General features: G+C 34.7%; 26 protein-coding genes and 5 tRNA genes. 19 read left to right on the plus strand and 12 right to left on the minus strand.

Annotated features, from left to right (window positions below; translation table 11 throughout):
• The first annotated feature begins 20 nt into the window (after positions 1-20).
• A complete protein-coding gene (locus tag JJQ98_RS01155; RefSeq protein WP_170252235.1) occupies positions 21-1,262 on the plus strand; it encodes a M16 family metallopeptidase in 1,242 nt (413 codons plus the stop codon).
• On the plus strand, positions 1,259-3,067 hold the full coding sequence (gene recG / locus JJQ98_RS01160) for an ATP-dependent DNA helicase RecG (RefSeq protein WP_151105242.1): 1,809 nt from the start codon (positions 1,259-1,261) through the stop codon (positions 3,065-3,067). Before JJQ98_RS01155 ends, recG begins: the two co-directional genes overlap by 4 nt.
• A 71-nt stretch (positions 3,068-3,138) precedes the next feature.
• Here the strand turns inward: recG and rpsO are convergent, their stop codons facing one another.
• The gene (rpsO, locus tag JJQ98_RS01165; RefSeq protein WP_005021403.1) at positions 3,139-3,414 is read right to left on the minus strand and encodes a 30S ribosomal protein S15; all 276 of its coding nucleotides are present in this window, start codon (positions 3,412-3,414) and stop codon (positions 3,139-3,141) included.
• 153 nt (positions 3,415-3,567) lie between these two features.
• Between rpsO and flhA the strand changes: the two genes are divergently transcribed.
• The 5 genes from flhA to JJQ98_RS01190 are packed head-to-tail and all read left to right on the plus strand — an operon-like array spanning position 3,568 to position 8,967.
• On the plus strand, positions 3,568-5,832 hold the full coding sequence (flhA, locus tag JJQ98_RS01170) for a flagellar biosynthesis protein FlhA (protein WP_005021401.1): 2,265 nt from the start codon (positions 3,568-3,570) through the stop codon (positions 5,830-5,832).
• A 13-nt stretch (positions 5,833-5,845) separates the two neighbouring features.
• On the plus strand, positions 5,846-6,904 hold the full coding sequence (locus tag JJQ98_RS01175) for a DHH family phosphoesterase (protein ID WP_060662813.1): 1,059 nt from the start codon (positions 5,846-5,848) through the stop codon (positions 6,902-6,904).
• A complete protein-coding gene (locus JJQ98_RS01180) occupies positions 6,897-7,136 on the plus strand; it encodes a hypothetical protein (protein ID WP_054195114.1) in 240 nt (79 codons plus the stop codon). The genes JJQ98_RS01175 and JJQ98_RS01180 overlap by 8 nt, the downstream gene beginning before the upstream one ends.
• A 52-nt stretch (positions 7,137-7,188) precedes the next feature.
• On the plus strand, positions 7,189-7,860 hold the full coding sequence (purN, locus tag JJQ98_RS01185) for a phosphoribosylglycinamide formyltransferase (protein ID WP_151105262.1): 672 nt from the start codon (positions 7,189-7,191) through the stop codon (positions 7,858-7,860).
• 9 nt (positions 7,861-7,869) lie between these two features.
• Positions 7,870-8,967: a glycosyltransferase family 4 protein gene (locus tag JJQ98_RS01190; protein WP_210670765.1), complete on the plus strand. Its 1,098-nt coding sequence runs from the start codon at positions 7,870-7,872 to the stop codon at positions 8,965-8,967.
• A 6-nt stretch (positions 8,968-8,973) separates the two neighbouring features.
• Here JJQ98_RS01190 and JJQ98_RS01195 read toward each other — a convergent pair whose 3' ends face one another.
• The 11 genes from JJQ98_RS01195 to JJQ98_RS01245 all read right to left on the minus strand — a co-directional run bounded on the left by JJQ98_RS01195 (position 8,974) and on the right by JJQ98_RS01245 (position 20,391).
• Entirely contained in the window at positions 8,974-10,059 is a 1,086-nt protein-coding gene (locus JJQ98_RS01195) for a hypothetical protein (protein WP_151105243.1), read from the minus strand.
• The gene (locus JJQ98_RS01200) at positions 10,040-11,185 is read right to left on the minus strand and encodes a glycosyltransferase family protein (protein WP_151105244.1); all 1,146 of its coding nucleotides are present in this window, start codon (positions 11,183-11,185) and stop codon (positions 10,040-10,042) included. Before JJQ98_RS01200 ends, JJQ98_RS01195 begins: the two co-directional genes overlap by 20 nt.
• Positions 11,186-11,194: 9 nt before the next feature.
• Positions 11,195-12,277: a glycosyltransferase family 4 protein gene (locus JJQ98_RS01205; protein WP_151105245.1), complete on the minus strand. Its 1,083-nt coding sequence runs from the start codon at positions 12,275-12,277 to the stop codon at positions 11,195-11,197.
• The gene (locus JJQ98_RS01210; RefSeq protein WP_151105246.1) at positions 12,270-13,688 is read right to left on the minus strand and encodes a capsular polysaccharide export protein, LipB/KpsS family; all 1,419 of its coding nucleotides are present in this window, start codon (positions 13,686-13,688) and stop codon (positions 12,270-12,272) included. The genes JJQ98_RS01205 and JJQ98_RS01210 overlap by 8 nt, the downstream gene beginning before the upstream one ends.
• Positions 13,689-13,720: 32 nt before the next feature.
• Entirely contained in the window at positions 13,721-14,587 is an 867-nt protein-coding gene (locus JJQ98_RS01215; RefSeq protein ID WP_151105247.1) for a hypothetical protein, read from the minus strand.
• A gap of 83 nt (positions 14,588-14,670) precedes the next feature.
• Complete coding sequence (locus tag JJQ98_RS01220) at positions 14,671-15,078, minus strand: glycosyltransferase family 9 protein (protein WP_151105248.1); 408 nt, start codon at positions 15,076-15,078, stop codon at positions 14,671-14,673.
• A 13-nt stretch (positions 15,079-15,091) separates the two neighbouring features.
• Positions 15,092-15,694, minus strand: coding sequence for a glycosyltransferase family 9 protein (locus JJQ98_RS01225; RefSeq protein ID WP_151105249.1), 603 nt, complete (start codon positions 15,692-15,694; stop codon positions 15,092-15,094).
• A gap of 3 nt (positions 15,695-15,697) precedes the next feature.
• Positions 15,698-17,269 carry a ribonuclease Y gene (gene rny / locus JJQ98_RS01230; RefSeq protein ID WP_065829424.1) on the minus strand — a complete coding sequence of 524 codons (1,572 nt, stop codon included), beginning with the start codon at positions 17,267-17,269 and terminating at the stop codon, positions 15,698-15,700.
• Entirely contained in the window at positions 17,184-17,864 is a 681-nt protein-coding gene (locus tag JJQ98_RS01235) for a 5-formyltetrahydrofolate cyclo-ligase (protein ID WP_151105250.1), read from the minus strand. Before JJQ98_RS01235 ends, rny begins: the two co-directional genes overlap by 86 nt.
• Positions 17,852-18,427: a hypothetical protein gene (locus JJQ98_RS01240; RefSeq protein WP_151105251.1), complete on the minus strand. Its 576-nt coding sequence runs from the start codon at positions 18,425-18,427 to the stop codon at positions 17,852-17,854. The genes JJQ98_RS01235 and JJQ98_RS01240 overlap by 13 nt, the downstream gene beginning before the upstream one ends.
• Complete coding sequence (locus JJQ98_RS01245; RefSeq protein WP_151105252.1) at positions 18,427-20,391, minus strand: TonB-dependent receptor; 1,965 nt, start codon at positions 20,389-20,391, stop codon at positions 18,427-18,429. The genes JJQ98_RS01240 and JJQ98_RS01245 overlap by 1 nt, the downstream gene beginning before the upstream one ends.
• Positions 20,392-20,572: 181 nt before the next feature.
• Here JJQ98_RS01245 and JJQ98_RS01250 point away from each other — a divergent pair.
• From JJQ98_RS01250 to rplJ, 12 genes are all read left to right on the plus strand, one after another.
• Positions 20,573-20,648, plus strand: a tRNA-Thr gene (locus JJQ98_RS01250).
• A gap of 46 nt (positions 20,649-20,694) precedes the next feature.
• Positions 20,695-20,779, plus strand: a tRNA-Tyr gene (locus JJQ98_RS01255).
• 12 nt (positions 20,780-20,791) lie between these two features.
• A tRNA-Gly gene (locus JJQ98_RS01260) sits at positions 20,792-20,868 on the plus strand.
• A 71-nt stretch (positions 20,869-20,939) separates the two neighbouring features.
• Positions 20,940-21,014: transfer RNA gene (locus JJQ98_RS01265), tRNA-Thr, on the plus strand.
• A gap of 114 nt (positions 21,015-21,128) precedes the next feature.
• On the plus strand, positions 21,129-22,328 hold the full coding sequence (gene tuf, locus JJQ98_RS01270) for an elongation factor Tu (protein WP_005021383.1): 1,200 nt from the start codon (positions 21,129-21,131) through the stop codon (positions 22,326-22,328).
• An 8-nt stretch (positions 22,329-22,336) separates the two neighbouring features.
• Positions 22,337-22,507, plus strand: a complete 171-nt coding sequence (gene rpmG / locus JJQ98_RS01275) for a 50S ribosomal protein L33 (protein ID WP_005021381.1) — start codon at positions 22,337-22,339, stop codon at positions 22,505-22,507.
• A 31-nt stretch (positions 22,508-22,538) separates the two neighbouring features.
• Positions 22,539-22,614 (plus strand) — tRNA-Trp (locus JJQ98_RS01280).
• A 28-nt stretch (positions 22,615-22,642) separates the two neighbouring features.
• Positions 22,643-22,822, plus strand: coding sequence for a preprotein translocase subunit SecE (secE, locus tag JJQ98_RS01285; protein WP_040499787.1), 180 nt, complete (start codon positions 22,643-22,645; stop codon positions 22,820-22,822).
• Between the two features lie 22 nt (positions 22,823-22,844).
• Positions 22,845-23,369, plus strand: a complete 525-nt coding sequence (gene nusG / locus JJQ98_RS01290; RefSeq protein WP_172594092.1) for a transcription termination/antitermination protein NusG — start codon at positions 22,845-22,847, stop codon at positions 23,367-23,369.
• A 22-nt stretch (positions 23,370-23,391) separates the two neighbouring features.
• Positions 23,392-23,817 (plus strand): 50S ribosomal protein L11, encoded by a 426-nt coding sequence (gene rplK, locus JJQ98_RS01295; RefSeq protein WP_005021374.1) that lies wholly within the window; start codon positions 23,392-23,394, stop codon positions 23,815-23,817.
• Between the two features lie 23 nt (positions 23,818-23,840).
• Positions 23,841-24,545 (plus strand): 50S ribosomal protein L1, encoded by a 705-nt coding sequence (rplA, locus tag JJQ98_RS01300; RefSeq protein WP_005021371.1) that lies wholly within the window; start codon positions 23,841-23,843, stop codon positions 24,543-24,545.
• 95 nt (positions 24,546-24,640) lie between these two features.
• A complete protein-coding gene (gene rplJ, locus JJQ98_RS01305) occupies positions 24,641-25,123 on the plus strand; it encodes a 50S ribosomal protein L10 (protein WP_005021369.1) in 483 nt (160 codons plus the stop codon).
• The last annotated feature ends 16 nt before the right edge of the window (positions 25,124-25,139 follow it).

Here is a 25,139-nt window from a genome sequence, read left to right on the forward strand (position 1 = left end):
TTTTGATAAAAGGATTTTTGATGGCAGTGGAATTGAAGAGTTTGCAAGTTAAGGGTGTGGAGATACCTATTTTGTATGAGAAAAATTCACAACTTCCTTTGTTTTTTGTGCAAATTGTTTTTAAGGGAGCTGGTGGGATTAATAATCAAAAAAGTTATGGATTATCGGATATTACAAGCTCACTTCTCAATGAAGGGACGCAAAAGCTTGGAGCGATAAAATTTGCACAAAAATTAGAAGAGAAAGCCTTGAATCTAAGTGTTGGCAGTGGGTTGGAGACAATGAGCTTTACTCTTAGTGGTATGAGCAAAGAACAAAAGGTTGGTTTTAAATATCTTAAGGAATTAATAGAAAATCCAAATTTCACAGACAAGGCATTAGAAAAAGTAAAAGAAAATTCACTCATTGGAATTTTAGAGAAAGAAAATGATTTTGACTATCAAGCAAATCGAGCTTTGAGTGCGATGTTGTTTCAAGGGAGCCCTCTTGAGTATCCTTTGAGCGGGACAAAAGATTCTATTGCCAAAATGTCTTTAGGGGAAATTCAAAAATTTTATCAAAGTTATGTTAATTTGGAATCTGCAATCTTGATTGTAGGTGGCGATGTGGAATATGCAGAAATTACTAAAGAGCTTGCCGAACTTTTAGAAATTTTGCCTGTGGGTAAAGCGGTGGATATTAAAGAAATCAAGGCAAATGAGATTCCACAAACAAAGCGTCAAATCAAAGAAACTAAACAAGCATATATTTATTTTGGAGCGCCTCTTGAAGTGAGGGATTTGCAAAAAGAAAGTGCAATGATCAAGGTTGCTTCTTTTGTGCTTGGTGGAAGTGGATTTGGGAGTCGTATGATGGAAGAGGTGCGTGTGAAGCGTGGATTGGCTTATTCTGCAGTAATGCGTTTGGAGGCTGGAAAAACCCTTTCTTATGCTAAGGGATATTTGCAAACAAGCCTCAAAAACGAGAAAGATGCCCAAAAACTCGTGCAGCAGGTGGTAGATGAGTTTGTCAAAAATGGTATTACAGAGCAAGAATTGCAAGAAGCAAAGCAATATTTGTTGGGGAGTGAGCCATTACGCAATGAAACCTTATCCCAACGATTAGGAAATGCCTTTAGTAATTATTACAAAGGGCTTCCTTTGGATTTTAATGCTCAAATTTTGAAAGATATTCAAAACCTTACCTTAGAACAAGTCAATCATTATATTCAATCTCATAAGGAAATTACCAAACTAACTTTTAGTGTGGTAAGTGCAGATTGAATCTCCCTATAAATATTCAAAAATTGGGTGTAAAAACCCTTTTTGAATTTTTTTTGAAATTTATCCCAAAAGATTATACAAACACGATTTTTTCTAGTGAATTAAAAACAAATACTCAAGCGGTTTTGGCAGTGGAGGTTTTGAGGTATTCTAGCTTCAAAATAGCCAAAGTTTTATGTTATGCTCCCTTGTTTGATAAGGAAATAGAATTAGTCATTTTTAATGCCAAGCCTTACCACAAAAGTATTTTTAAAATCGGAGAGAATCTCGTGGTGAGTGGAAAAGTGCAAATTCAAAATGGTTTTGTAAGCTTGATTCAACCCAAAGTTTTAAAGCAAACTGGGGATATTTTACCAATCTTTAAAGCACAAGGGAGCAGAATCACACTTCTAAGAGAGTTTGTAAAAAGTCTAAAATTGTCGGAAATCATGCAAGCCCATCCGTATGTCCCCAAAGAAATTTTAAAATATTTATTATTGATTTATCAACCTGATACGAGTTTTTTTGAAAATTTTAAAAAAAATCATGGATTTTTTGGTGCAAGTTTGGAGGCATTGAAATTTATAGAAATTTATGAATATATGCGTAAATTAAAAGCTAAAAAGGTAGAATTTTTGAGCATTTGTCCTTTAAATGGAGATTTTAAGAAATGGCAGAGGAATCTCCCTTTTGCACTCACTAAGGGTCAGCAAATGGCGATTTTAGAGATACAAAAGGACTTGGATTCTAACAAGGCAGCAAGACGCGTAATTGTGGGTGATGTGGGGTGTGGTAAAACAATGGTAATTTTTGCAAGTGTGCTAATGGCATACCCCAAAAAAAGCATTTTAATGGTGCCTACTTCAATTTTGGCAAAACAGATTTATCAAGAAAGCCAGAAGTTTTTACCAAAGCATATTAGTGTGGCTTTATGGACACAAAGTTCTAAAGTAGGCGATTTGGAGAGCAGTGATTTTGTGATTGGGACACATGCTTTGCTTTATCGGGAATTGAAAGGTTTTGCTTTGGTGATGATTGATGAGCAACACCGATTTGGGACAGCACAAAGAAATACATTAGAGCGTATGATGGAGCTGGAGCAAAGACGCCCACATATTTTGCAATTTTCTGCAACTCCGATTCCAAGAACTTTGGCAATGATTGAATCTAATTTTTTGGATTTTAGTTTTATTCGGGATTTGCCATTTCCCAAAGATATTACCTCTTGGGTAATTTCAAAGCAAGATTTTAGAGAGCTTTTGGCACATATCCAAAGGGAGATAGCCAAAAAACATCAAGTGTTAATTGTTTATCCTTTGGTTGAGGAAAGAAAAAGTGCAGATTATACACCGCTAAAAAAGGGCGAGGAGTTTTGGAGAAAGCATTTTGAGGGGATTTATGTAACGCATGGCAAGGACAAATACAAAGAGGAAGTTTTGGAGGAATTTAGGGACAAAGGCAATATTTTGCTAGCTACAACCGTGGTGGAGGTTGGAATCTCATTGCCAAATCTTTCTACTATTGTGATTGTTGGGGCAGAGAGGTTGGGATTGGCAACATTGCATCAATTGCGAGGAAGAGTTAGTAGAAATGGTTTAAAGGGGTATTGTTTTTTGTATTCCAAACAAGAGAAAAGTCAGCGTTTAATGAGATTTTGTCAAATACAAAATGGTTTTGAAATTGCACAACTAGACTTAGAATATCGAAATAGCGGGGATTTGCTAAGTGGAGAGCAACAGAGTGGAAAGCAGTTTGAATGGATTAATTTGGCTTTAGATGAAAAGATTATTGCAAATGCTAAAGAAGCATTAAAGAATCAAAAATAAGCTGAAATTAGAAAGTGGATAAGTGAAGTTTGGAAGATTTGGAATTTTGGAGGTTTGTCCCCTTTGGGAGATTAACCTCTATCTTTTAGTCCTAATTTTTCAATCAAAGCTGCATAGCGTTTGAAATCTTTGTTTTTTAGGTAGCTTAACAATCTTTTTCTATGAGAAACGATTTTACGCAAACCTAAACGACTTGAATGGTCTTTTTTGTTGATTTTTAAATGTTCTGTTAAAGTCTTGATTCTATCACTCAAAAGTGCCACTTGCACTTCAACAGAGCCTGTATCTTTTGGATTTCTAGCAAAAGCAGAAGTAATTTCTCTTTTTTTCGCCGAATCTTGAGCCATAATGACCTCCTGATTGGTAATTTTAAAATTTTTAAAGGTGCAATTCTAGCATAAAATATTTTAAAAAGTGTAAATTTTTTAAAATTTCTTGATTTTATAGGGTAAAAACGATTAAAATTACAAACTTTATTTAATTTTTGAAATGGAGCATTTTTGGCAAAAGCAGGGCAAAAGACTTCTTTTTGGGGTAGAATCTCACCTTTTTTATCGCAATTGACGGGTTCTAAAGATTTAACAGTTGTCTTTTTTATCATTGCGATTTTAGCTATTATCATTGTCCCTCTTCCTAGTGCATTGTTGGATTTTTTTCTAGCAATTTCCATTGCATTGTCTGCATTGATTATTTTGATTGCACTTTATGTGAAAAAACCTACGGATTTTTCGGCTTTTCCAACTTTGCTTTTGATTGTTACTCTCTTTAGGCTTTCATTAAATATTGCTACAACAAGAATGATTCTAAGCAATGGACATTTGGGTCCAGAGGCTGTAAGCGATATTATCACTGCTTTTGGGCAGTTTGTAGTTGGTGGGAATTATGTGATTGGAATCATTTTGTTTATTATTTTGGTAATTATTAATTTTATGGTTGTTACAAATGGTTCTACTAGGGTTTCTGAAGTTAAAGCAAGATTCACACTTGATGCAATGCCGGGTAAGCAAATGGCGATTGATGCGGATTTGAATACCGGATTAATTGGGCAAGAGGAAGCAAAGGCAAGAAGAGATGAATTGGCTGCGGAGGCAGATTTTTATGGTTCTATGGATGGTGCTAATAAATTTGTCAAAGGTGATGCCATTGCAGGAATCATCATCACGCTTATTAATATTATCGGTGGATTTTTAATTGGGGTATTCCAAAAGGATATGAGTGTTGCTGATGCGGCTTCTACTTTTACGATTCTTACTATTGGCGATGGTTTGGTGTCTCAACTCCCTGCTTTAATTGTTTCTACTGCTACGGGTATTATTGTTACGCGTTTTAGCAAAGAGGGAGAGAATTTCGCTTCTGGGATTGTTGATCAATTAATTAATGAATCCAAAACTTTGATGATTGTAGGGTGCATTCTTTTGTTGTTTGCACTTGTCCCCGGACTTCCTACTATTTCTTTGGGATTTGTAGGGCTATTGTTTTTGACTTTAGCATTGCTGTTAAATAAGCAAAAAGATGGGGAAGCGTGGAAATATGTAGAATCTTTGTTTAAAAAAGTGCGTAAGGGCAAAGCAGAAGAGGGGCAAGCTCCATTGCCACAAAGACAAACCCAAAGAGCAAGTGGGGGACAAACTCCTCAAAACGCACAACAAGCCGCACCTAAACCGCAACCACAAGAGAGTGAAGAGGAGCGTAGAAAAAGAGAGGAAGCCGAAATTGATAAGGCGCTTAAAGTTAAGATTTTGCGGGTGGGGCTTGGGTATCAACTCATCAAATTCGCAGATCCTGCACAAGGTGGAGAGCTTGTGAATAAGATTCGTGCGATTCGTAAAACAATGGCAACAGAATATGGAATCTTGGTGCCTATGGTGCATTTAAGAGATGATTTGAATCTCGCTCCTGATGAATATCAAATTTTGCTAAAAGAAATTGAGATTGGCAAGGGCAAGATTATGGTGGATAAATATTTGGCAATCGCTTCTAGTGGTTTTGTAGGGGAGTTGCCTGATGGGATTCCAACAAAAGAGCCGGTTTTTGGATTGGATGCGTATTGGATTGATGAGGATAAAAAAGAAGATGCTATCATTGAGGGTTATACAATTATTGATGGGGCTACTGTTATTTCAACTCACATTCAAGAGCTTATCAAACAATATGCAGAGGAATTATTGACGCGTCAAGAAGTGGCAAATTTGGTGGCAAAATTGGGACAAGATTATCCGATTTTAGCCGAAGAGATAAAGGGTGTTGGTATTGGAACAATCCAGCATATTTTAAAAGAGCTTTTGCATGAGCAAATTCCGATTAAAGACATGTTGAGTATTGCTGAAGCAATTGCTGATGGATACCCTGCTTATAAGGCAGATTTACCAACTTTGAGCGAGTATGTAAGGGCATGTTTGAAACGACTAATTACACATAATTTTCAAAGTGATGATGGGGTGTTGAAATATTTTGTGCTTTCGCCTAGTTTGGAGCAGTTTTTGTTAGAGAAACTTCCAGACCAACAAAAAATAGGGCAGAGATTGCGTCTAAGCCCAACAGAATCCCAAAGCCTCTTAGATGCGATTAATGTTGCTTATCAAAAAGGAGTCTCTATGGGTGCGGTGCCGACAATTATTGGTGGAGTGCCTATGGTGCTTAGAAAGCCGCTTGCAATTTTCTTGGAACAATACGGATTTGGTCGCAATATAGTGGTTTTAAGCACGGCTGAAATTGATTATCAAAGCAAGTTTGAAATTTTGGGAAGTATTGAATTCCCTATTTAGGTTAAGGAAATAAATGAATCTTTATCATCTCTCACACATTGATTTGGATGGCTATGGGTGCCAGCTTGTTAGTAGCGAATTTTATAAAGCAAGAGCGAGTAAGATTTTCTTTTATAATGCAAATTATGGCAAAGAAGTTTTGGCTAGATTAGAGCAGATTGTTAGGGATATTAAGAACAATAAAGAAGAATCGCATATTTTAATTAGTGATTTGAATCTTACAATGAGTGAATGCGATGAGCTAAAAAAAGAGATTTTAGAGCTTAATCTTAGTGGCTATCAGGTGAGTTATGAATTGCTAGATCATCACAAAAGTGGGCAAGAATGTGCAAATAAATATGAATGGTATGTGCTAGATACCAAAAGATGTGCAACAAAAATTGTTTATGATACGCTTTTGGGTCGGTTTGGGCTTGATGAGAGCGTGAGGAAATGGCTAGAACCTATGGTGGAGATGATTAATAGCATTGATTTGTGGAATGAAGAAGGGTTTGCTTTTGAGTTTGGTAAAGTAGCTATGCGTTTGATTGTCGAATGCAAAGAGCTTAATCGGTTTATGTTTGATGATGAGGATAGGGCTTATAAACTTTCTCTTTTGCGGGAATCTAGTCGTTTTTTGGGGGAAGAGAGAGGGCATATTTTGCTAGATAATGCGATTTTGGAGATGAAAAAATGCTATTTAAATGGCAGTTTGCTTAGCGATACTCTTGATAATCTTATCTCGCATTTTCAAAATAAGCTTTTGGGGCAAAAGGCGAGTGAATGCACTTTGTATTGTGGGGAGTATAGGGGATTTTTGAGCTATGGGGTTGGCAATATCTCTGTGCTTGCTAATTTATTTTTGAAAACACATACAGAATTTGACTTTTTTTTGGATGTGAATGCTAGAGGAAATGTGAGCTTGAGGGCAAATGGGAATTGTGATGTGAGTGTGATTGCAAAGAAATTTTTTAATGGTGGTGGGCATTTTAATGCAAGTGGAGGCAAGATTGATAATTTCAAAGAAAGCTTTATTTATGCGGATATTAAAGAGGCGATAGAGCAAATTTTTAGAGGAGAAAATGATGAGTAAAGAGAGAATAAAAGAACTAGAGGAAATGAATGAGGAGTTATCTATCCAGCTTAGCGATATGCTTTGTGCGGTATTAAAGCTTTCTGGTGTAGTTGAATCAAAAATGCAAGAAGCATTAGATGCGTATATTGAAGCACTTGATGAAGAGAGTTTGGAATATGGAGTAAAAGAGATTTTGGATAATATTGAAAATCTTAAGAAAAACAAACCAGAGCTGTTTGGGAAAAAGTAATGGGAGAGGGCATAATCAGTCAAAAAGTGTAGAATTGATGAAAGAAGAAAATATGAAAGTTAGAAAGATTGCGATTTTGTTTAGCGGGAATGGCAGTAATTTAGAATCTTTGATACGCTGTTTGCATAAGAAGTATTTTAAGAGGTTGGGGGAATTTTCACTCAAAGATTCACAAGCAAGAGGATTTTTGATTGGCGGGATAGAATCGGAGTTTGTGGAGACAGATAAAGAGGACAAAGAGGCTTTTGGGGTTGAGGTGGTTTTGGCTCTTAGTAACAAGGCAAGTGCTTATGGGCTAGAGAGGGCTAAGAATCTAGGGGTTAAAACACAAGTTTTAGAGAGTGCGAAGTTTGCTAGACGAGAGGATTTTGATAGAGAGTTGGTTGGAATCTTGAAGCAATATTCGCTTGATTTGTGTGTTTTGGCGGGATTTATGCGGATTTTGACGCCTATTTTTACGCAAGCGGTGCAAGCAGTGAATATCCACCCTTCTCTTTTGCCGCTTTTTAAGGGAGCAAATGGAATTAAGGAAAGTTTTGAATCGCAAATGAAGCTTGGGGGAGTGAGTGTGCATTGGGTCAGTGATGAATTAGATGGTGGAGAGATTATCGCACAAGGTGTGGTGGAAAAAGACAAGGATTTGGAAAACTATGAATCAAAAATACATAAGTTGGAGCATTATTTGTATCCTTTAGCGGTTTTAGAGGCGTTAAAGAAAGTATAAGGGCATTGTGTGAAAAAGATTAAGGTATTGCATACAGAGTGGAGTAGTGGCTGGGGAGGTCAAGAGATAAGGATTATTTCAGAAATGGAAATGATGCGGAATCTTGGTTGTGAGCTTGCGTTGGCTTGTAGGGAGGATTCTATGATACTTCCAAAAGCACAAGAAAAGGGCTTTAAAACTTATATTTTGCCTTTTGCAAGGAAGAGCGATTTTAAGACAATGTGGGAGATTGCAAAGATACTAAGGAATGAAAAGTATGATATTATTAACACACATAGCGGAATTGATACTTGGTGCGGTGGGCTTGGAAGTTTATTGAGTGGGGCGAAATTTATCCGCACAAGGCATTTATCGACTCCTATTCACCCCTCAAGGTGGAATTTTATTAACAGTTTGGCGGATTTTATTATGACAACAGGAGAGAGTGTCAGGGAGACGATGATAAGGGATAATCGCATTAATCCTGCCAAAATTATGTCAATTCCAACGGGAATTGATATGGAAATTTTTGATAAAGCAAAATATAATAAAGATGCAATGAAAGAAAAATACAAAATCCCAAAGGATAAAATTATCATTGGAAATTTAGGTGTTTTGAGATATTTCAAGAGGCAAGATATTTTTATACATATTGCAAGGGAGATTCACAAAAAATATCCAAATACTTGCTTTGTGATTGCAGGAGATGGAGGGGGGAAAGAGTGGCTTAAAAATCTTGTTGTAGGTGGTGGGGAGATTGAAGATGCAAGCAAATATATCAAGCTTTTGGGGCATGTTGCAAATCCAGCGGAATTTTTAAGCACTTTGGATGTGTTTATACTCACTTCAGATTCTCATGAGGGTGTGCCTCAAAGTCTTATGCAAGCTTTGGCTATGGAGATTGTGAGTATTGCTAGTGATATTGGGAGCATTAGGGATTTGCATAATGGAAGCAATTTTGTTTTGACTAATAATCCTAATAAAGAGGAATTTTTGGAGGCTTTGGAGGGGATTTTGAGAGGGGATTTGAAGGTCAAACCTAGCCGAGAGTTTATCATAGATAATTTTTCTAAAGAAGTGATGGGAGAGAGGATAGCAGAAGTATATTGGAAAGTATTAGAAAGATAAATAAGATTAGTTTTCTTTGGAGAAATCAAATCTTTTATAGAGTGAGAGAATGTAATCTTCATCTAGCATTTTTAAGTCTATTTCTGTGCCTAGGCTTGAATCACCACTGTTTAAAAATTCTTTAAGTGGAATCCCATTTTTTGCTAGATGTTGCCTTGAAGTTTTAACATAAGGAAAGTGATAATGGCAAAGTTCGGAACGATAGATTCGATTATAAGGACTATGAATCCAAGCTTCCATAGAAATATAGTCTTTCATAGCTTCTTTTTGGGGTTTAGTTGGTTTGTTTTTGATAATTTGTTGACTATAGCTTAGTAGATTTACATGTATAATCCTTTCATGGAATTTTTTCCCTAAATTGCAAATTAAATTTTGGTCTCCAGCTCGGTTGAAATATCCTCTTGGGCTTTTAGCTATAAAAACTTGATTGTTTTTTATATAAAAATCCATACGAGAGAGCGTTACAATATCAGTCTGTTTGTTTGGCAAATAAAAACTCTTATAAAGCCTTTTGGCATCATAGATATGATCCACATCAATTTTAATAAACCATTCATTTTTGGGGATAAAACTTAATACATAGTTACAATAGCTATAAAGTTTGTTTTCTTCTTTTGTGGGATTTTCTATAATGACTTTGTAAGGGTATTTGACGGGGATAAAGCTAGGGTATTGTTTGCAAAATTCTAAAATAATCTCTTCACTTCCATCATCACAATCATTATATCCAATGACTCCTCGCTGGATTGCTGGGAGAATAGAATCTAAACTTGCCCTTAGTGTTTTTGCTTCATTCTTTACACGCACATAAGCCCATGGGTTTAAAGGGGATTTTGGATTTTTAGAATTTGAATCAAAATCAAAGAAGCCATAATGCCTCCTATCTGTAGCATTTTTAGTTATGAAAAATTCATTGCTTATAGTGTTGATTTGTTCTGCAGTTTTGGGTGGGAGATAAGAATCAACTTTGCCTAGCATAATGGTAATGCAGCGGTTTTCAATAGATTTTCTTAAATGTTGTCTTAGGGGTTTATAAGGGATAAAGGCACAAATAGTTTTTGCTAAATAACGCTTAAAGATGGTTTGTAACATAGATTTCCTTTATTTTGGTTTGCAATATGGATTCTAAAAATTCATAGGTTTGCCTAGCGATAATTTGATAATCCATTTTTTCTTTTGCAAGTTTAAATAAAGCTTGTTTTTTTGCTTTTAGGATTGTTGGTGGAGTGGAGAGGATTTGTGCTAGTGTATTAGAAATGGCATTAGAATCCAAAGTGGTAAAAAATGCAGTATTTTCATCAAAAAGTCGTAAATATTCTGGCAAGTCATTGATAAGTGGAATCACGCCATTGCTTGCATATTCCATAGCTTTAATTGGGGAAGATACGCTATAAAGTGGCGTATTTGGAATAATTCCTAATCCAATATCATAGTTTGGAATGGTTTTTAGCATTTCTGTAAAAGAGAGTGGAGGGTAGAGCTTGATTCTGGAATCTTTTTGGCTTAATTGTGCGATGGCTTGGGTTTCTTTGTTGTTGCTTGGAGTAAAAATATCAAGAATAAAATCGCCTTTGGTATGGCTAATAGAGGTAATAATTTCTAGTATTTGGCGATTTTTGTCTATTGTGCCGATGTAAAGGAATTTTAGAGGCGTGTGGATATTTTGAAGATTTTGTTGTATAGCATTTAAATCGCAATTTTCAAAATCAATTCCACTTGGAATGATATGAATAGGTATCTTGAGTTGTGGTTGGAATTGACTTTGGAGTTGTGGAGTCATTGTGATGTATCCAGCGCATTTTTCTAAGATTTTTGCGTGGAGATAATATTTGATTTTGTATTCTATGCTTTTCCTCCAAACTGCTTTTTTGTCTCTTTTTGCCTCGTAGATTCTGCGATAATCGTGAGGGAATGTTTCCCAAAAGAGGATTTTTGGGTGAAAAGGCAAAAGCTGCTTGGCTGTGGGATAGAAATTTCGGACTATGATTAAGTCGAAATCAAGTAAATTGAAGTTTAATTGCATTAGTGTTTTGATGAATTTTCTATGTTTTGTAGAGTAGGGAAACACAAATTTTTTGTCCCGCAAATAAACTTGTTTTTCTTTTGTGAAATATACGCTATAAACCTCACAATATTGTAAAATATATTTTTCAAAAATACCTTTAATAGCCGTTTCTTCTTCGTTGTATTGTTTGTCGGTTATACAGAGGATTCGCATAGAGTACCTTTAGTTGTCAAATATCTTTTGCCATTTTAGCAAAATCACTTCCTTACTAAACTTCTCTTGTGCTATTTCTTTTGCTCTTTTACCCATAGATTCTCTTAAATTTTGATTTTGCATTAAAGCTTTTAGTTTCTCTGCATAGTCTTCTAAATCTCCATCAGAAATCAAAAATCCACTTTTTTCATTTTCTATAATATCACTTGGACCTGTATTAATATCAAAGGCAATGCAAGGCAAACCAAAAGATTCTGCTTCAATAAGCACCATACCAAAGCCTTCAAAATGACTCGTCATTACATAAATACTAGCTTTTAAATATTCTTGTTCTATTGTATTAGTAAAGGGTTTTAGAATAATAGAATCTTGGAGATTTTTAGAATGGATTTTAGATAAAATTTGCTCTTTTAGTGGCCCATCACCTACAATGCAGAGCTTCCACTCATGGAATTTTGGGTTTTGTCGCACGATTTCCCAGATGTCAATGAGGCGAAAGAAGCCTTTTTGATCACCTTTATCCATGCGACCGACGCTTAAGATGATTTTTGATTCTAAAGTACTAAAATCTTCAGGGATAGTAGGCAGGAAGTTTGGAATCACTGCTATGTTTTTATGGAGCTTTTGCCAGTGATTCAATTCTTTTGTGGATAGCACTACAAGTTTATCAAATAAGGCGATTCTTGGTGGGAATAGAGGCTTTTTGTTTAAGTATTTTTTGTAAGCATTTTCAAAGGAATTATGAAAGAGGCGGATATAAGTTGTATTTTTTTGTTTGAAAAAAGGATAGAGGAGATTATTGACAATAAGAATATTCTTGCTGTCTTTGGGTAAAAGCTTATTAATGCGATGAGAAAATCGTAATTTGTCCCATAGGCTATTAAGTTTAAAATCGGGATAAATTCCATCAAAATAAATGATTTTTATATTTTTTGGGAAGTTGTAAGTTGCAGGTAGTGTTTCATTGGCTTTATGGCAACTTATAAGCGTAATATCATAGTGATTGCATAAGAGGTTGCAAAGATTGCTAACTACTCTTTCTATCCCTCCAAAGGTGGTGATATCTGAAAGGAGGATGAAAAGCTTAGGCATTGTATTGCCTTTTGTGGTGTTTGGATATTGTCATAAATAGATTTTGTAGTGAAGTATCATAGTTTTGATTATTTATTTCAAATGTATGTTTATTGATAATATCTTCTAAATCTGAGTAATTTGGTTTCCAGTTTCCTTGTTCTATTTTTTGAAGTGCTTGACTTAATGTTTCCAAAGAAGTAACTTTGAAAGTATCACTTAATAATTCACTAAAATTAAGTGAATCTCCGAAAATAATAACAGGTTTTTTGAAAGTGATAGCTTCTAATATTGAGGAGCCAGTTATTGATATTGTAGCTTTGCAATTTTGAATCAAATTCAATCCTCTAATTTTAGAGTTTATGAGTACCGTATTTTTAGTATTTTTAATTTGTTGATAATATTTTGGAGTTCGATAGAATTCAATATTTTTTAAAAAAAAGTCATGATCTTTGTATATTGTAAATTGATGCGGATGCTCTTTGACATATAATTTCCAACCTTTTGGTAACAATTCTGCTACGAGCTTGATAATATATAATTGATTTTCAAGAGGAGTTCTTACCATAATGGATGCTTCTGGTTCAAAATGTAATGGGTAATAGATATAATTTTCTTGAATTGAAGGGGAGGGGTCTGAAATCTGATCGTAATATTTTTGTAAATTCCTTACATATGTTATTTGATGATGAAATTTGTATTTTTCAAGAAAATGATTTATATGGCTTGAACTATCACGATAGAAAATTTTATGCGGGCTAGCAATTGAATATCTAAAGGAGCGTAAAATATTTTTTATTTTTTTATGGTAAGGATATTTAAGGTGGTGAAGAAAGTTGGTAGTATCTTGTGTTAATGCTTTGAGATATTTTTGTAGATTTACTTGTGGTAAATTTGCTTTGGATAAATCCAAAAAAGTTCTATCGTTCAAATGTAATATCTGATGAATGCTTTTTTTTCCAAAGCCGGAAGCTACCGCAATATTATAAACCGGAATATTATAATGTATAGCAATATCTATAGGAATGCTATCCCAATGTCCACCATGTTCGAGGTCTGTAATTATTAATAAATCAATTTTATTATTTTGAAAAAAATTTAACCAAAATGATAGGGCGGTATAGTATCTATATTGAATAATTCCAAGATCTGATGTTAGTCTATGATAGTAACGTTCAACTTTTAATTGAGTATTTTTGAAAATTTTAATTTCTTCATATGTAAGATTATAATTGCTTGTATGAATATTATTAAACTCTATATCACTTGGAAATTTTGGATAAAGTATAGTGTTAGATAAGTTTTTTTTGTAAAGTTTTTTGATATTTGGGATACATTTATTGTCTAAAATAATCAGTTCTATTTTAAAGAGATTGGTAGCAAGGATTGATTTTAAGAATTTATTATCATCTAGTAAAATAATTTTATACATTTTTAAACCTTTGAATATAATATTAATTTACTTTAGTTGCATTCCGCAGTGTAAAAATCACCATTGGGCATTTTGCTTACTATCAGAGAGGAAAGACTTTTGTTTTTAAAAGGTGAAACTGAGACTTGATTCTCCCCCAGCAATTTTATATAGGCATTATTGCCTATTTTTTTGCAAGTGCTATAATTTTGAAAGTATGAGGTGTAGTGAATGATGTATAAACTATTTTTTTCAATAAAAGTAATAGTGGATGTTAATATGTAAGGTAGTGCAATTGCAATAAAAATGGTGATGCTAAGTATAAAACAGCGGAAATGTGTTTTATGGTGAAAGCCAAAAAAGAAAACTGCAGTATTTGTAATATATGTTGAAATTTTTTGTATTTGCTGGTTAAAGAAATTTCCAAGCGGAGCATATAGAACATATAATAATTTTAACGGGATATCAACTAATATTCTAATTGTAAAATATAAAAAAGGCATAATAATGGAAAGGAATAAAATAAGACATAAAATGATAATGAAAGAGAATAGCAAATTAAACCAATATATGGCATCAGTATATGTGTCTGGTAAAACTTTTAAAATTAATGAAATATATTCTTTGGATAATATTGTAGAAAAGCCATAGATAATGTAGCCGACAAGAAAACAAAATAGATAAAGCATGTATTGTAATTTCTTGAAATATATTAGTAATCGTTTTATTATTTTTGATAAATCTATAACGGTTGGGATAAATATGCTTATTGTGGGCAATATAAGAAAGGCAATGGAGAATTGATTAAAATGGATAAAAAATACAGTCATTCCAACTATTCCAGCAAGTCCAATTATATATAGCCAGTAATAATAATTTTTAGCAACCAAGTATAGATTTTTATCGAAAGAAATCCGCAAATGTTATCCTTAAATTAAGTAAATCTATTGAGCTTGAAATTATAGCAAAAATTTAAATTTTTGAAAGAATTTGCGTTAGTTCCTTAAACACTTGCTTGTGCGTGATAGGCTCTTTTTGGCAAATTTTCTATATGGATTTCTCTATCTTGCAAGATTCCACTGCCCTTTGGGTTTGCTCCCCCTAAAAATAAAGCAATGCTTGGAATCTTCAAAGCACCTGCAAGATGCATAGGTCCTGTATCGCCCGTGATAAGACAATCAAGAGATTTTAGAAAAAAGGGAAGTTCATCGATTTTGTATTTACCGCAGACATTATGGACTTTGTTGTGGAGATTACTTGGAAGCAAAGAGTAGATTTTTTCGCAATATATTTTTTCTTGGTTTGTCCCACTTAAGGAAATTTCTGCATTAGTGAAATGTCCTAGAATCTCTTGTGCAAGTTTGGCAAAATTTTCTACTCCCCATTCTCGTTGGGGTTTGCTTGTTCGCATTTGAAACCCTATTCTAAGCCCCCCCCCCCAGAGCTTTTTTGGCTATAAAATCATGGTATTTTGAGGGGAGTTTCATTGTGATATTGGAATTTTCTTTTAGAGTAATGTATTCTAAGGTTTTTAGGCTTAGAGGGATAAAATGTGCAGCCATATCTCGTGAGAGCTTTGTAGAAAGCAGAGATTCGTGCTTGCCATTTCTTGGAGTTTTGAGGATATATTTTGCACCACTTAGAATCGCAGTTGGAATATCTTGTGGTCCATTGGAGTGATACATTAAAATCAAATCAGGTTTTAAGGCACGTATTTGGAAAATATTTTTTAAAAATCCCTTATAGCCTTTATCATAAAGGATAAAATCATCTACAAATTCATAATCTTTAAAAAGTGGGTAAATATTTTTTGCGATAAATAAAGCAATCTTTGCATTTGGAAAAGCCTCTCTTGTAGCTACAATCGCAGGGGTTCGCATAAGAGTATCACCTAAGGCGGTGTTAGAAAAAATAACAATGCTTTGGATATTTTCTAGTTTGGTTGGTTTGGGGAGCTTGATGATGGGATTTTTCTTGAGATAAAATTTGACCCATAAATTAGTCAAAAAGGTATAAACTGCTTTCATCGGTTATTCTGCTATCGCACAAGCTCTTGTTTCGCGTATCACGCTTACCTTGACTTCACCAGGGTATTGCACGCTTGCTTCTATGTCTTTGGCGATTTCTCTAGCTAGCAGATAAGATTCATCATCGCTAATATCTTCAGATTTCACGATTACTCGCACTTCTCGTCCTGCATTGATTGCATAAGCATGCAAAACTCCCATTTTTGAAAGTGCAATTCGCTCAATCTCGCTTACTCTTCTTAGATAATTTTCTAGCACTTCTCGTCTTGCACCCGGACGCGCTGCAGAGAGAGAATCAGCAGCACAAACAGCGGCAGCTTCGATGCTTTTAATCTCTTCATCGCCGTGGTGGGATAAAATTGCGTTTAAAACCACAGGGTGTTCGTTGTATCGCCTTGCAATTTCAGCCCCAAGTTCTACATGGCTACCTTTGAAATCATGTGTCCTAGCCTTGCCTATATCATGGAGTAATCCTGCTCTTGTGGCAAGTAGGCAATCTCCCCCTAATTCTGCTGCAATGATTCCAGCAAGGTTTGCAACTTCTAGGCTGTGAGCTAAGGCATTTTGTCCATAGCTTGCACGATAACGCAATTTTCCTATGAGCTTTTGGATATCAGGATGGATATTTCCAAGCCCCAAATCAAGAGTAACTCTCTGCCCCTCTTCAAAGATATTTTGTTCAAATTCATCATAGCATTTTTGATAGATTTCTTCGATTCTAGCTGGTTGGATTCTACCATCTTCGATGAGTCTTTGGATAGTCTGCACCGCAATAGAGCGGCGATAGAGATTGTGTGAGCTTACAATAATCACACCGGGTGTATCATCAATGATAATATCCACGCCACAAATCATTTCTAATGTTTTGATATTTCGTCCTTCTTTGCCGATAATTCTAGCTTTCATCTCATCATTAGGCAGTATGATTGTATGGATAAGTCTCTCAGCGGCAAATTCACCTGCAAAACGCGAGGTTGCTTGTGCTAAAATATAAGTAGCTTTTGCTTTGGCTTCTTCTTTGGCTTGATTTTCTATTTTTCTTAAGAATTGTGCAATTTCTTGCCTTGATTCTTCTGTGATTTTTTCAAAAAGAAGTTTTTTTGCTTCATTTTTGGTGATAGAATTGACGGCTGTGAGATGATGAGTGAGTTCTTCTAGCTTTTCTTGGTAATTATTCTTGAGTTTTTTGAGGGATTCTCTTTCTTGAGAGAGATTGTTTTTGTCTCTGCGGATAAGCTGTTTTTCTTGCTCTAGCTTACAATATTCGCGTTCGATTTGTTGATTTTCTTTGAGCTTTACTTTTTCTAATTCCAAAAGATTATTTTCGTATTCTTTGATAATCTTAGCAGTTTCTCTTTCGTATTTTTGTTGAGATTCTATTTCTAGCTCTTTGGCTTTGATTCTTGATTCTTGAAGAATCTTCTCTGCCTCATATTCTATGGCTTTTGCCTTTGCCTTTGATTGTTCGAGTAAAACTTCTAAATTAGCATTAGAAAGTTTGCGTGAAATAAGGTAGCTTCCACCGCCAGCGACTAAGGCTGATAAAGCGGAGCTTATTATAATCCAAGTTATCATATTTTTTGTCCTCTAATTTTAGACTGACAAAAGGTGTGATGAAAAAATTTGCTTGAATGTCGTGTGGTTGTGTAATGATTTGATGATTATAATGAGTAGCACGACAAATAAAAATATTAATAGGTTTTTGTTTTAGAGTTTCAAAAAATCTATCATACATACCTTTGCCAAATCCTATTCTTTTGAAATTTTTATCTATTCCAAGTGTTGGAATAATTGCAATATGGATTTTATTAACCTTAAAAGATGAATTATAAGATTCGTAAATACCAAATACTTTTTTTTGCAATGGTAATCTATATTTTACAATTTTAAAGCTGATACCACACATAAAAGGCGTAAAAATTTGAATCTTTTTTTGTTTGCGATAGGCATTTAAAAGTTTTTTGCAATTAAATTCGCTTGCAAGAGGATAATAAAATAAAATATTAAGAGGGGTTTTGGAGGTTTTTTGGTGGAGGGAGATTAGAGAATCCAAAAGAATCTTGAGTTGCTTTTGGAGTTTGTAGTCTAAGATTCTTGTTTGGTTGGAAGCTTTGATTTTCTCTAAAGAGGCTTTGCAGTTTTTGCGGTAGGATTCTTTTAGGTTTTGCAAGATTTTCCTTTGAATGAAAAAATAAGGGTTAAAATAACCAAGCATTGTAGCAAAAGTAAGAGAAAATGGATATTATAAATTTGTGTTTCTTTTGAATCTATACCAAATTTTTCTAATATAAAATAAAAAATAAATGCCAAAGATAATCCACTTAAATATCCAATTTGTCTTGTTTTATCAATTTTTGAAAGATAATCTTTGGTGTGGAATATCAAAGTTTCATTGCGTGAAAGATAGTCTCCAAAAATAAACCCTATTTGATAAAGGGCATAAACCAAGATTGCACCATAAAAGGTATTAGGGAATAATAAATAAGCGGCAAGATAACAAAAGGGTAGAATCTCAATCATTAAAAGAATGATTTTATAAGGTTTTGTTTTTAAAAGTTGAGTATAAAAAAAGGTAAGAATCCAAGCACCAAGTGCAAGTGTAATGCCACCTATGGAAAAGGTTTTTGGTGGCAAAATAGCGTAGATTGTGAAAATTGTCCCCAAAGAAGCACTCCCAAAAAGGGAGTTAAGAAATTTGTAGCTTAAATAGGTTTTAAAAGTGAAATGTTCCATTAGAATTTATATTTCACTCCCCCACCAAAGGTTGTTTCAAACTCATAGGGATAATATTTATCAACAACTAGAGCATTTTTATGATTTGTGAGATTATTAGCAAAGGCATAAATTTCAAAATCTTTGAGAGTGTAGCTAAGGGTTACATTGAGGCTTTGGTAGTTTGGCATTTTTTCTAAAGTATTGTCAAAATCATTGTAATCATAAGCTTTAGAAGCATATTTATAAGAGATTCCAAGATTAAGATTTGGGATAGGAAGGTAGTTTAATCCTATAATAAAAGTATGTTTAGAAACTCCCGGAATAGTATTGCCTTTATACCCTTCATTGCCCTGCATTGTCGCATCAACATAAGCATAGCTTAAGGTGCTAAAGAGATTTTGTGAAAAATAGGTAGTGAATTTTAGTTCCCCACCGATTCTGCGAGTTTCCCCCAAAGTCTGATTATCATAGATTCCAGTGATTTTATTTAACCCATAGTAAGCCTCATCATTTCCATGGATATAAAAGATATTCCCGCTTAACTCATGAATCCCAAAAACGGCTTTGGAGCCAATTTGAAAAGTATCAAAAGTGGCGGTTTTGGCTAGTGTATTTAGCATGGGTGCATAGGTAATAGGATCATATCCAAGCAGCCAATCGACATTTGGAGTAGCAAAGGTGCGAGAGTAAGAGGCAAAAAGATTGATTAGGGGATGGATTTGATAGTTGTATCCAAGCTCTCCACCTATGAGATTTTCTTGTGTGCTATAAGTGCCATCGCCTTTTTGCTGGTTGATTACTCTTTGGGCGGAGATTCCAAGATTTAGCGTAGAATCTTTGAAATATTTTTCTCCATTTAAATAGAGTAAAATCTCACTTACTTGAGCTTTTGCTGTGCTGCTTGAGCGTTGGTTTTGCTTGATTTCTCCACCAATTTCTGCAAGATAGGAATCATTTTTGTATTGAGAATTGAAATTCCCATACAAACCTTTGCCCTCATAGAGATTAGCGAAGTTGATATATTCACTCTCGTTGCGATTCCCACCAAAATTGACTTCTGTAACTAAGCCGTTATTTGCAAAATAAGTTAAGCCTACATTGTGATACAAATCCCAGCGTTTTTGATGGGTAAAGGAATCTCCCGCTTGGCTTGGATCTTTGTCAAACTGCTCTTTGGTAAGTGGATCAGCGTATTTGATTCCATATTTGGAATAATTCATATTTGCTCTAAGCAATAAAGAATCATCGGGATAATAAAAAAGCGTAATACCGCCATTTTTGTTGTAATTGCCATCTTTTTCATCAGAATCTGGAGAGATTCTTCTGCTGCCTTGTGAATTTTGATATTGTCCATATAATCCAATGTTCAAATTATCCCCAGCATGCCGTGCAAAAAATTGCGAATTAAAAGTATCATAACTTGCATAACTCAAGTTAATTTCACCACCAGCTTTACGCGTAGTAGTGATTTTTAACACCCCACTCACTGCACCATTACCATATTTTGTGGTGCCTTTACCTCGTATAATTTCTATTTTTTGAATAGAATCTAGCGGGATTGCACTAAGTGAAATAGGCGGAGAATCAATGTTGTTAAGACGCATTCCATCAACGATAATAGCAAGATTCTTGTGTGCGTTTTGCCCAAAGCCACGCAAATCAATGTTTTGAGTATAAGGATTGCCATAACTGGAAGTGGTTTTAAGCAGAGAATGAAGATTTAAGAATTCATAGACATTTTGAGCATTGGATTGTTTAATTTCCTCTGCACTAAATTCTTCTTTGAAGTCTGCATTCTCTACAAACTCATCTGCATGGATAATAGAAAGCTTCAATGATTGCTCTTTTGTTTTGAGAGATTTTTCATTTAAAGCAATATTTTGACTTTGTGCAATGAGGGTGCTATTTAGCATCAAAATTGCAGCCAAAGAAAAATATTTTTTTCTAAATCCCCTAGGTTGTAGATTTTTATGGGATTTCATAAAATTCCTTTTTGAAAATTTTGCAATTATTTAGTGATGGATTAACATAAATATAATCACGCAAATACGCATTATTTGATGTAAATTCTCACTAAAAATGCAAAAGAATTTTACAATAATTTTAAAAGCTATTGACAATAATTTCAAAAAAGGGTAAAATTTCGTCTCATTTTTAAAATTTGCTGGTGTAGCTCAGTTGGTAGAGCAGCTGCCTTGTAAGCAGCAGGCCGGGGGTTCGAGTCCCTTTACCAGCTCCATTTTAAAAATTAAATAGTTATTTTTCAGTGTTTGACCAGTTTTAGGGGTGAGATACTCAAGTGGCCAACGAGGGCAGACTGTAAATCTGCTGGTTCTACCTTCCGTGGTTCGAATCCACGTCTCACCACCATTAATAAAGTATGCGGGAGTAGCTCAGTTGGCTAGAGCATCAGCCTTCCAAGCTGAGGGTCGCGGGTTCGAGCCCCGTTTCCCGCTCCATACTGGGAGCTGATTCTACTTGTAGTTTTTTTAAATCAGCCTAACACTTTTTATGTTGTTTATTTTTGTATGCCCATATAGCTCAGTGGCAGAGCACTTCCTTGGTAAGGAAGAGGCCGGCGGTTCAATCCCGCTTATGGGCTCCAGTTTTTCAGAGATTGTGATAGAATTGTAGAAAATGTTACGATTCTTAATTTTAAAATTGGTAAAAATAGTGTAAAATTTGAACTATTTTAAACTTTAAATTTTAGGAGAAGCTTATGGCTAAGGAAAAATATGTCAAATCAAAACCCCATGTAAATATTGGAACTATCGGGCATGTTGACCATGGTAAAACAACTTTAAGTGCTGCGATTTCTGCTGTTCTATCCACAAAGGGTTTGGCGGAGATGAAAGATTATGATAATATCGATAACGCTCCAGAAGAAAAAGAGCGTGGTATTACTATCGCAACTTCACACATTGAGTATGAAACAGAAAAAAGACACTATGCGCACGTAGATTGCCCCGGACACGCTGACTATGTTAAGAATATGATTACAGGTGCAGCACAAATGGATGGTGCGATTCTTGTTGTTTCTGCTGCTGATGGTCCAATGCCACAAACAAGAGAGCATATTTTGCTATCTCGTCAAGTTGGTGTTCCTTATATTGTAGTATTTATGAATAAACAAGATATGGTTGATGATCCAGAATTGTTAGAATTAGTTGAAATGGAAATTAGAGAGCTTTTATCAAGCTATGAATTCCCCGGAGATGATACTCCAATCATTGCAGGTTCTGCTCTTAAGGCACTTGAGGAAGCAAAAGCAGGAAGTTTAGGTGAGTGGAGTGAAAAAATCATGAAGCTTATGGATGCAGTAGATGAGTATATTCCAACTCCTGTGCGTGAAACAGATAAAACTTTCCTTATGCCAATTGAAGATGTATTCTCAATTGCAGGTCGTGGAACAGTTGTTACAGGAAGAATTGAAAGAGGTATCGTAAAAGTTGGTGATGAGATTGAAATCGTAGGTATTAGACCAACACAAAAAACAACAGTAACTGGCGTTGAAATGTTTAGAAAAGAACTTGATCAAGGTGAAGCTGGTGATAATGTTGGGGTACTTCTAAGAGGAACTAAAAAAGAAGAAGTTGAAAGAGGTATGGTATTATGTAAGCCCGGCTCAATCACTCCTCACAAAAAATTTGAAGGCGAAATCTATGTTCTTTCAAAAGAGGAAGGCGGAAGACATACTCCATTCTTTAATGGTTATAGACCACAATTCTATGTAAGAACAACAGATATCACTGGTTCTATCGCATTGCCAGAAGGTGTAGAAATGGTTATGCCAGGTGATAATATCAAAATCACTGTTGAATTAATCAACCCAATTGCACTTGAAGAGGGAACAAGATTTGCTATCCGTGAAGGTGGTAGAACTGTAGGTGCAGGTGTTGTTACAAAGATTATTGAATAGGCTTTAAAATGGCTAAAGGTAATCGTGTAAAAATTGGTCTCAAATGTTCTGAATGTGGTGACATTAATTACAGCACTGTAAAAAATGCAAAAACACAAACAGAAAAACTGGAGCTAAAAAAGTTCTGCCCAAGATTAAATAAACATACAATTCATAAAGAAGTAAAACTTAAAAGCTAGGGGATTTTCCCTTAGCTTTTTGTTTTTTTGTAGGTCAGTAGCTCCAATGGTAGAGCGTCGGTCTCCAAAACCGAGTGTTGGGGGTTCGAGTCCCTCCTGGCCTGCCATTTTGGAATAAAGAGAGACAAACAAGTGATGAAAAAATTAATAAATTATTATAGACTATCTAGAGAAGAGTTATCAAAAGTTATTTTTCCCACAAAAGAACAAGTAAGAAATGCTTTTATTTCTGTTATTATGGTTGTAACAATTATTGCTCTATTTTTAGCACTGGTTGATTTCATTCTTGGCAGTTTTGTTTCTAGTATTTTATAATTATTAGGATTTATCTATGGCGTTGTATTGGTATGCGATTCAAACATATTTTGGTAGTGAACAAGCAGTAAAACGTGGTATTGAAAATCTTGTAAAAGAGCATCATTTAGAAGAGCGTTTGACAGATATCGTTGTTCCAACAGAAGATATTATTGAAGTTAAGAATAATAAGAAAAAGATAAGCGAAAGAAGTCTCTATCCGGGATATGTTTTTATACGGGTTGATCTTGATACAGCATTATGGCATACAATCCAATCTTTACCAAAAGTCAGTCGTTTTATTGGTGAAGCAAAAAAACCTACTCCTTTGAGTGAAGCAGATATTAATCACATCATTGAAAAGGTGCAAAATCGTGCAGCTCCCAAACCAAAAATCATTTTTGAAGCAGGTGAAGTTGTTAGAATTATTGAAGGTCCTTTTGCGAATTTCACTGGGACGGTGGAAGAATATGATATGGAACATAGAAAGCTAAAACTCAATGTTTCAATTTTTGGTAGAAGTACTCCTATTGAAATACTTTATTCACAAGTGGAAAAAATAGTTTAATTACTAAAAACAAGGATAAGTTATGGCAAAGAAAATCATTGGCGAACTTAAGCTTCAAATCCCTGCAGGTAAGGCAAATCCATCTCCACCAGTAGGTCCAGCATTAGGACAACGCGGTGTAAATATTATGGAATTTTGTAAAGCTTTTAATGAAAAAACTAAAGATATGGGAGATTTTAATATTCCAGTATTAATTACAGTTTATCAAGATAAGAGTTTTACATTTGTTACAAAAAAACCACCTGTAACAGATTTAATTAAAAAAGCCGCAGGAATCCAAAAAGGTTCTGATAATCCATTAAAAAATAAAGTTGGTAAATTAACAAAAGCACAAGTAATGGAAATTGTAAAAACTAAAATGGATGATTTGAATGCAAATTCAGAGGAAGCAGCTATTAAAATTATCGAAGGAAGTGCTCGCAGTATGGGCATTGAAGTTGTAGAATAAAAAAGACGCGTTGGAGTATAAATATGGCGAAAAAATTAACTAAAAGAATGCAAAATCTACTAGAAAAAGTAGATTGTAAAAAGATATACGATATTACAACCGCTTCTGCAACAGTGAAATCTTTAGCATCTGCTAAATTTGATGAAACAGTTGAGATAGCGTTGAGCTTGGGTGTAGATCCTAGACATGCTGATCAAATGATACGTGGAGCGGTTGTTTTGCCTAATGGAACAGGTAAAAATGTTCGTGTTGCAGTATTTGCAAAAGGTGTTAAGGCAGATGAGGCTAAAGCAGCAGGAGCAGATATTGTAGGAGATGAAGATTTAGCAGAGCAAATCAAAGCAGGTGATTTGAACTTTGATATGGTAATTGCAACTCCAGATATGATGGCTTTGGTTGGTAAAGTAGGTAGAATCCTTGGTCCAAAAGGTTTGATGCCAAATCCAAAAACAGGAACAGTGACTATGGAGGTATCAAAAGCGGTAAGCAATGCTAAGAGCGGTCAAGTCAATTATCGTGTTGATAAAAAAGGTATTGTTCATGCACCAGTTGGAAAAGTAAGCTTTGATGCTAAAAAATTAGAAGAAAATATCATTGCGCTTGTAAGGAATATCAACCGACAAAAACCTGCAACTGCAAAAGGTAAATATATTAAAAATGCTACTTTATCATTAACAATGAGTCCTTCATTAAAGCTTGATACTCAAGAGTTAATTGATATGAAATAATTTATTCTTGTTTTTATCTTAGACTAATGACTATAGGAGCTTTGAAAAAAGCTTAAAAATTCCTATATAAGTCTTTCGTCTGAAAGGAGGTTAAAATGACAAAAGCAGAGAAAAGTGCCCTAATTGAGAAATTAACAACTGAATTTAAAGCATCTAAAGCGATAGCAGTTTGTGATTATAAAGGTCTCACAGTAAAAGAATTAGAAGCTTTGAGAGCGGATATTAGGTCTCAAAATGCAAAAGTTCAAGTGATTAAAAATACTTTAGCTTCTATTGCATTGAAAAACTCTAATATTGAAGGATTAGAGCTAAGAGAGAATAATATCTTTTTGTGGGGTGAAGACCAAATTTCTTTATCCAAAGCAGTTTGTAAATTTTCAAACTCAGTTGGTGGAAAATTGATCATTAAAGCTGGTTATTATGAAGGTGCTTTGGTTGATGCAAAACACATTGAAGCAGTTTCAAAACTACCTTCAAAAGAAGAGCTTATTGGTATGTTGTTGTCTGTATGGACTGCCCCTGCTCGCTATTTTGTTACAGGGTTGGATAATTTACGAAAACAAAAAGAATCTGAATAATATAATAAGGAGATGA

The organism is Helicobacter pullorum NCTC 12824 (assembly GCF_017979475.1).
GTDB lineage: Bacteria > Campylobacterota > Campylobacteria > Campylobacterales > Helicobacteraceae > Helicobacter_D > Helicobacter_D pullorum.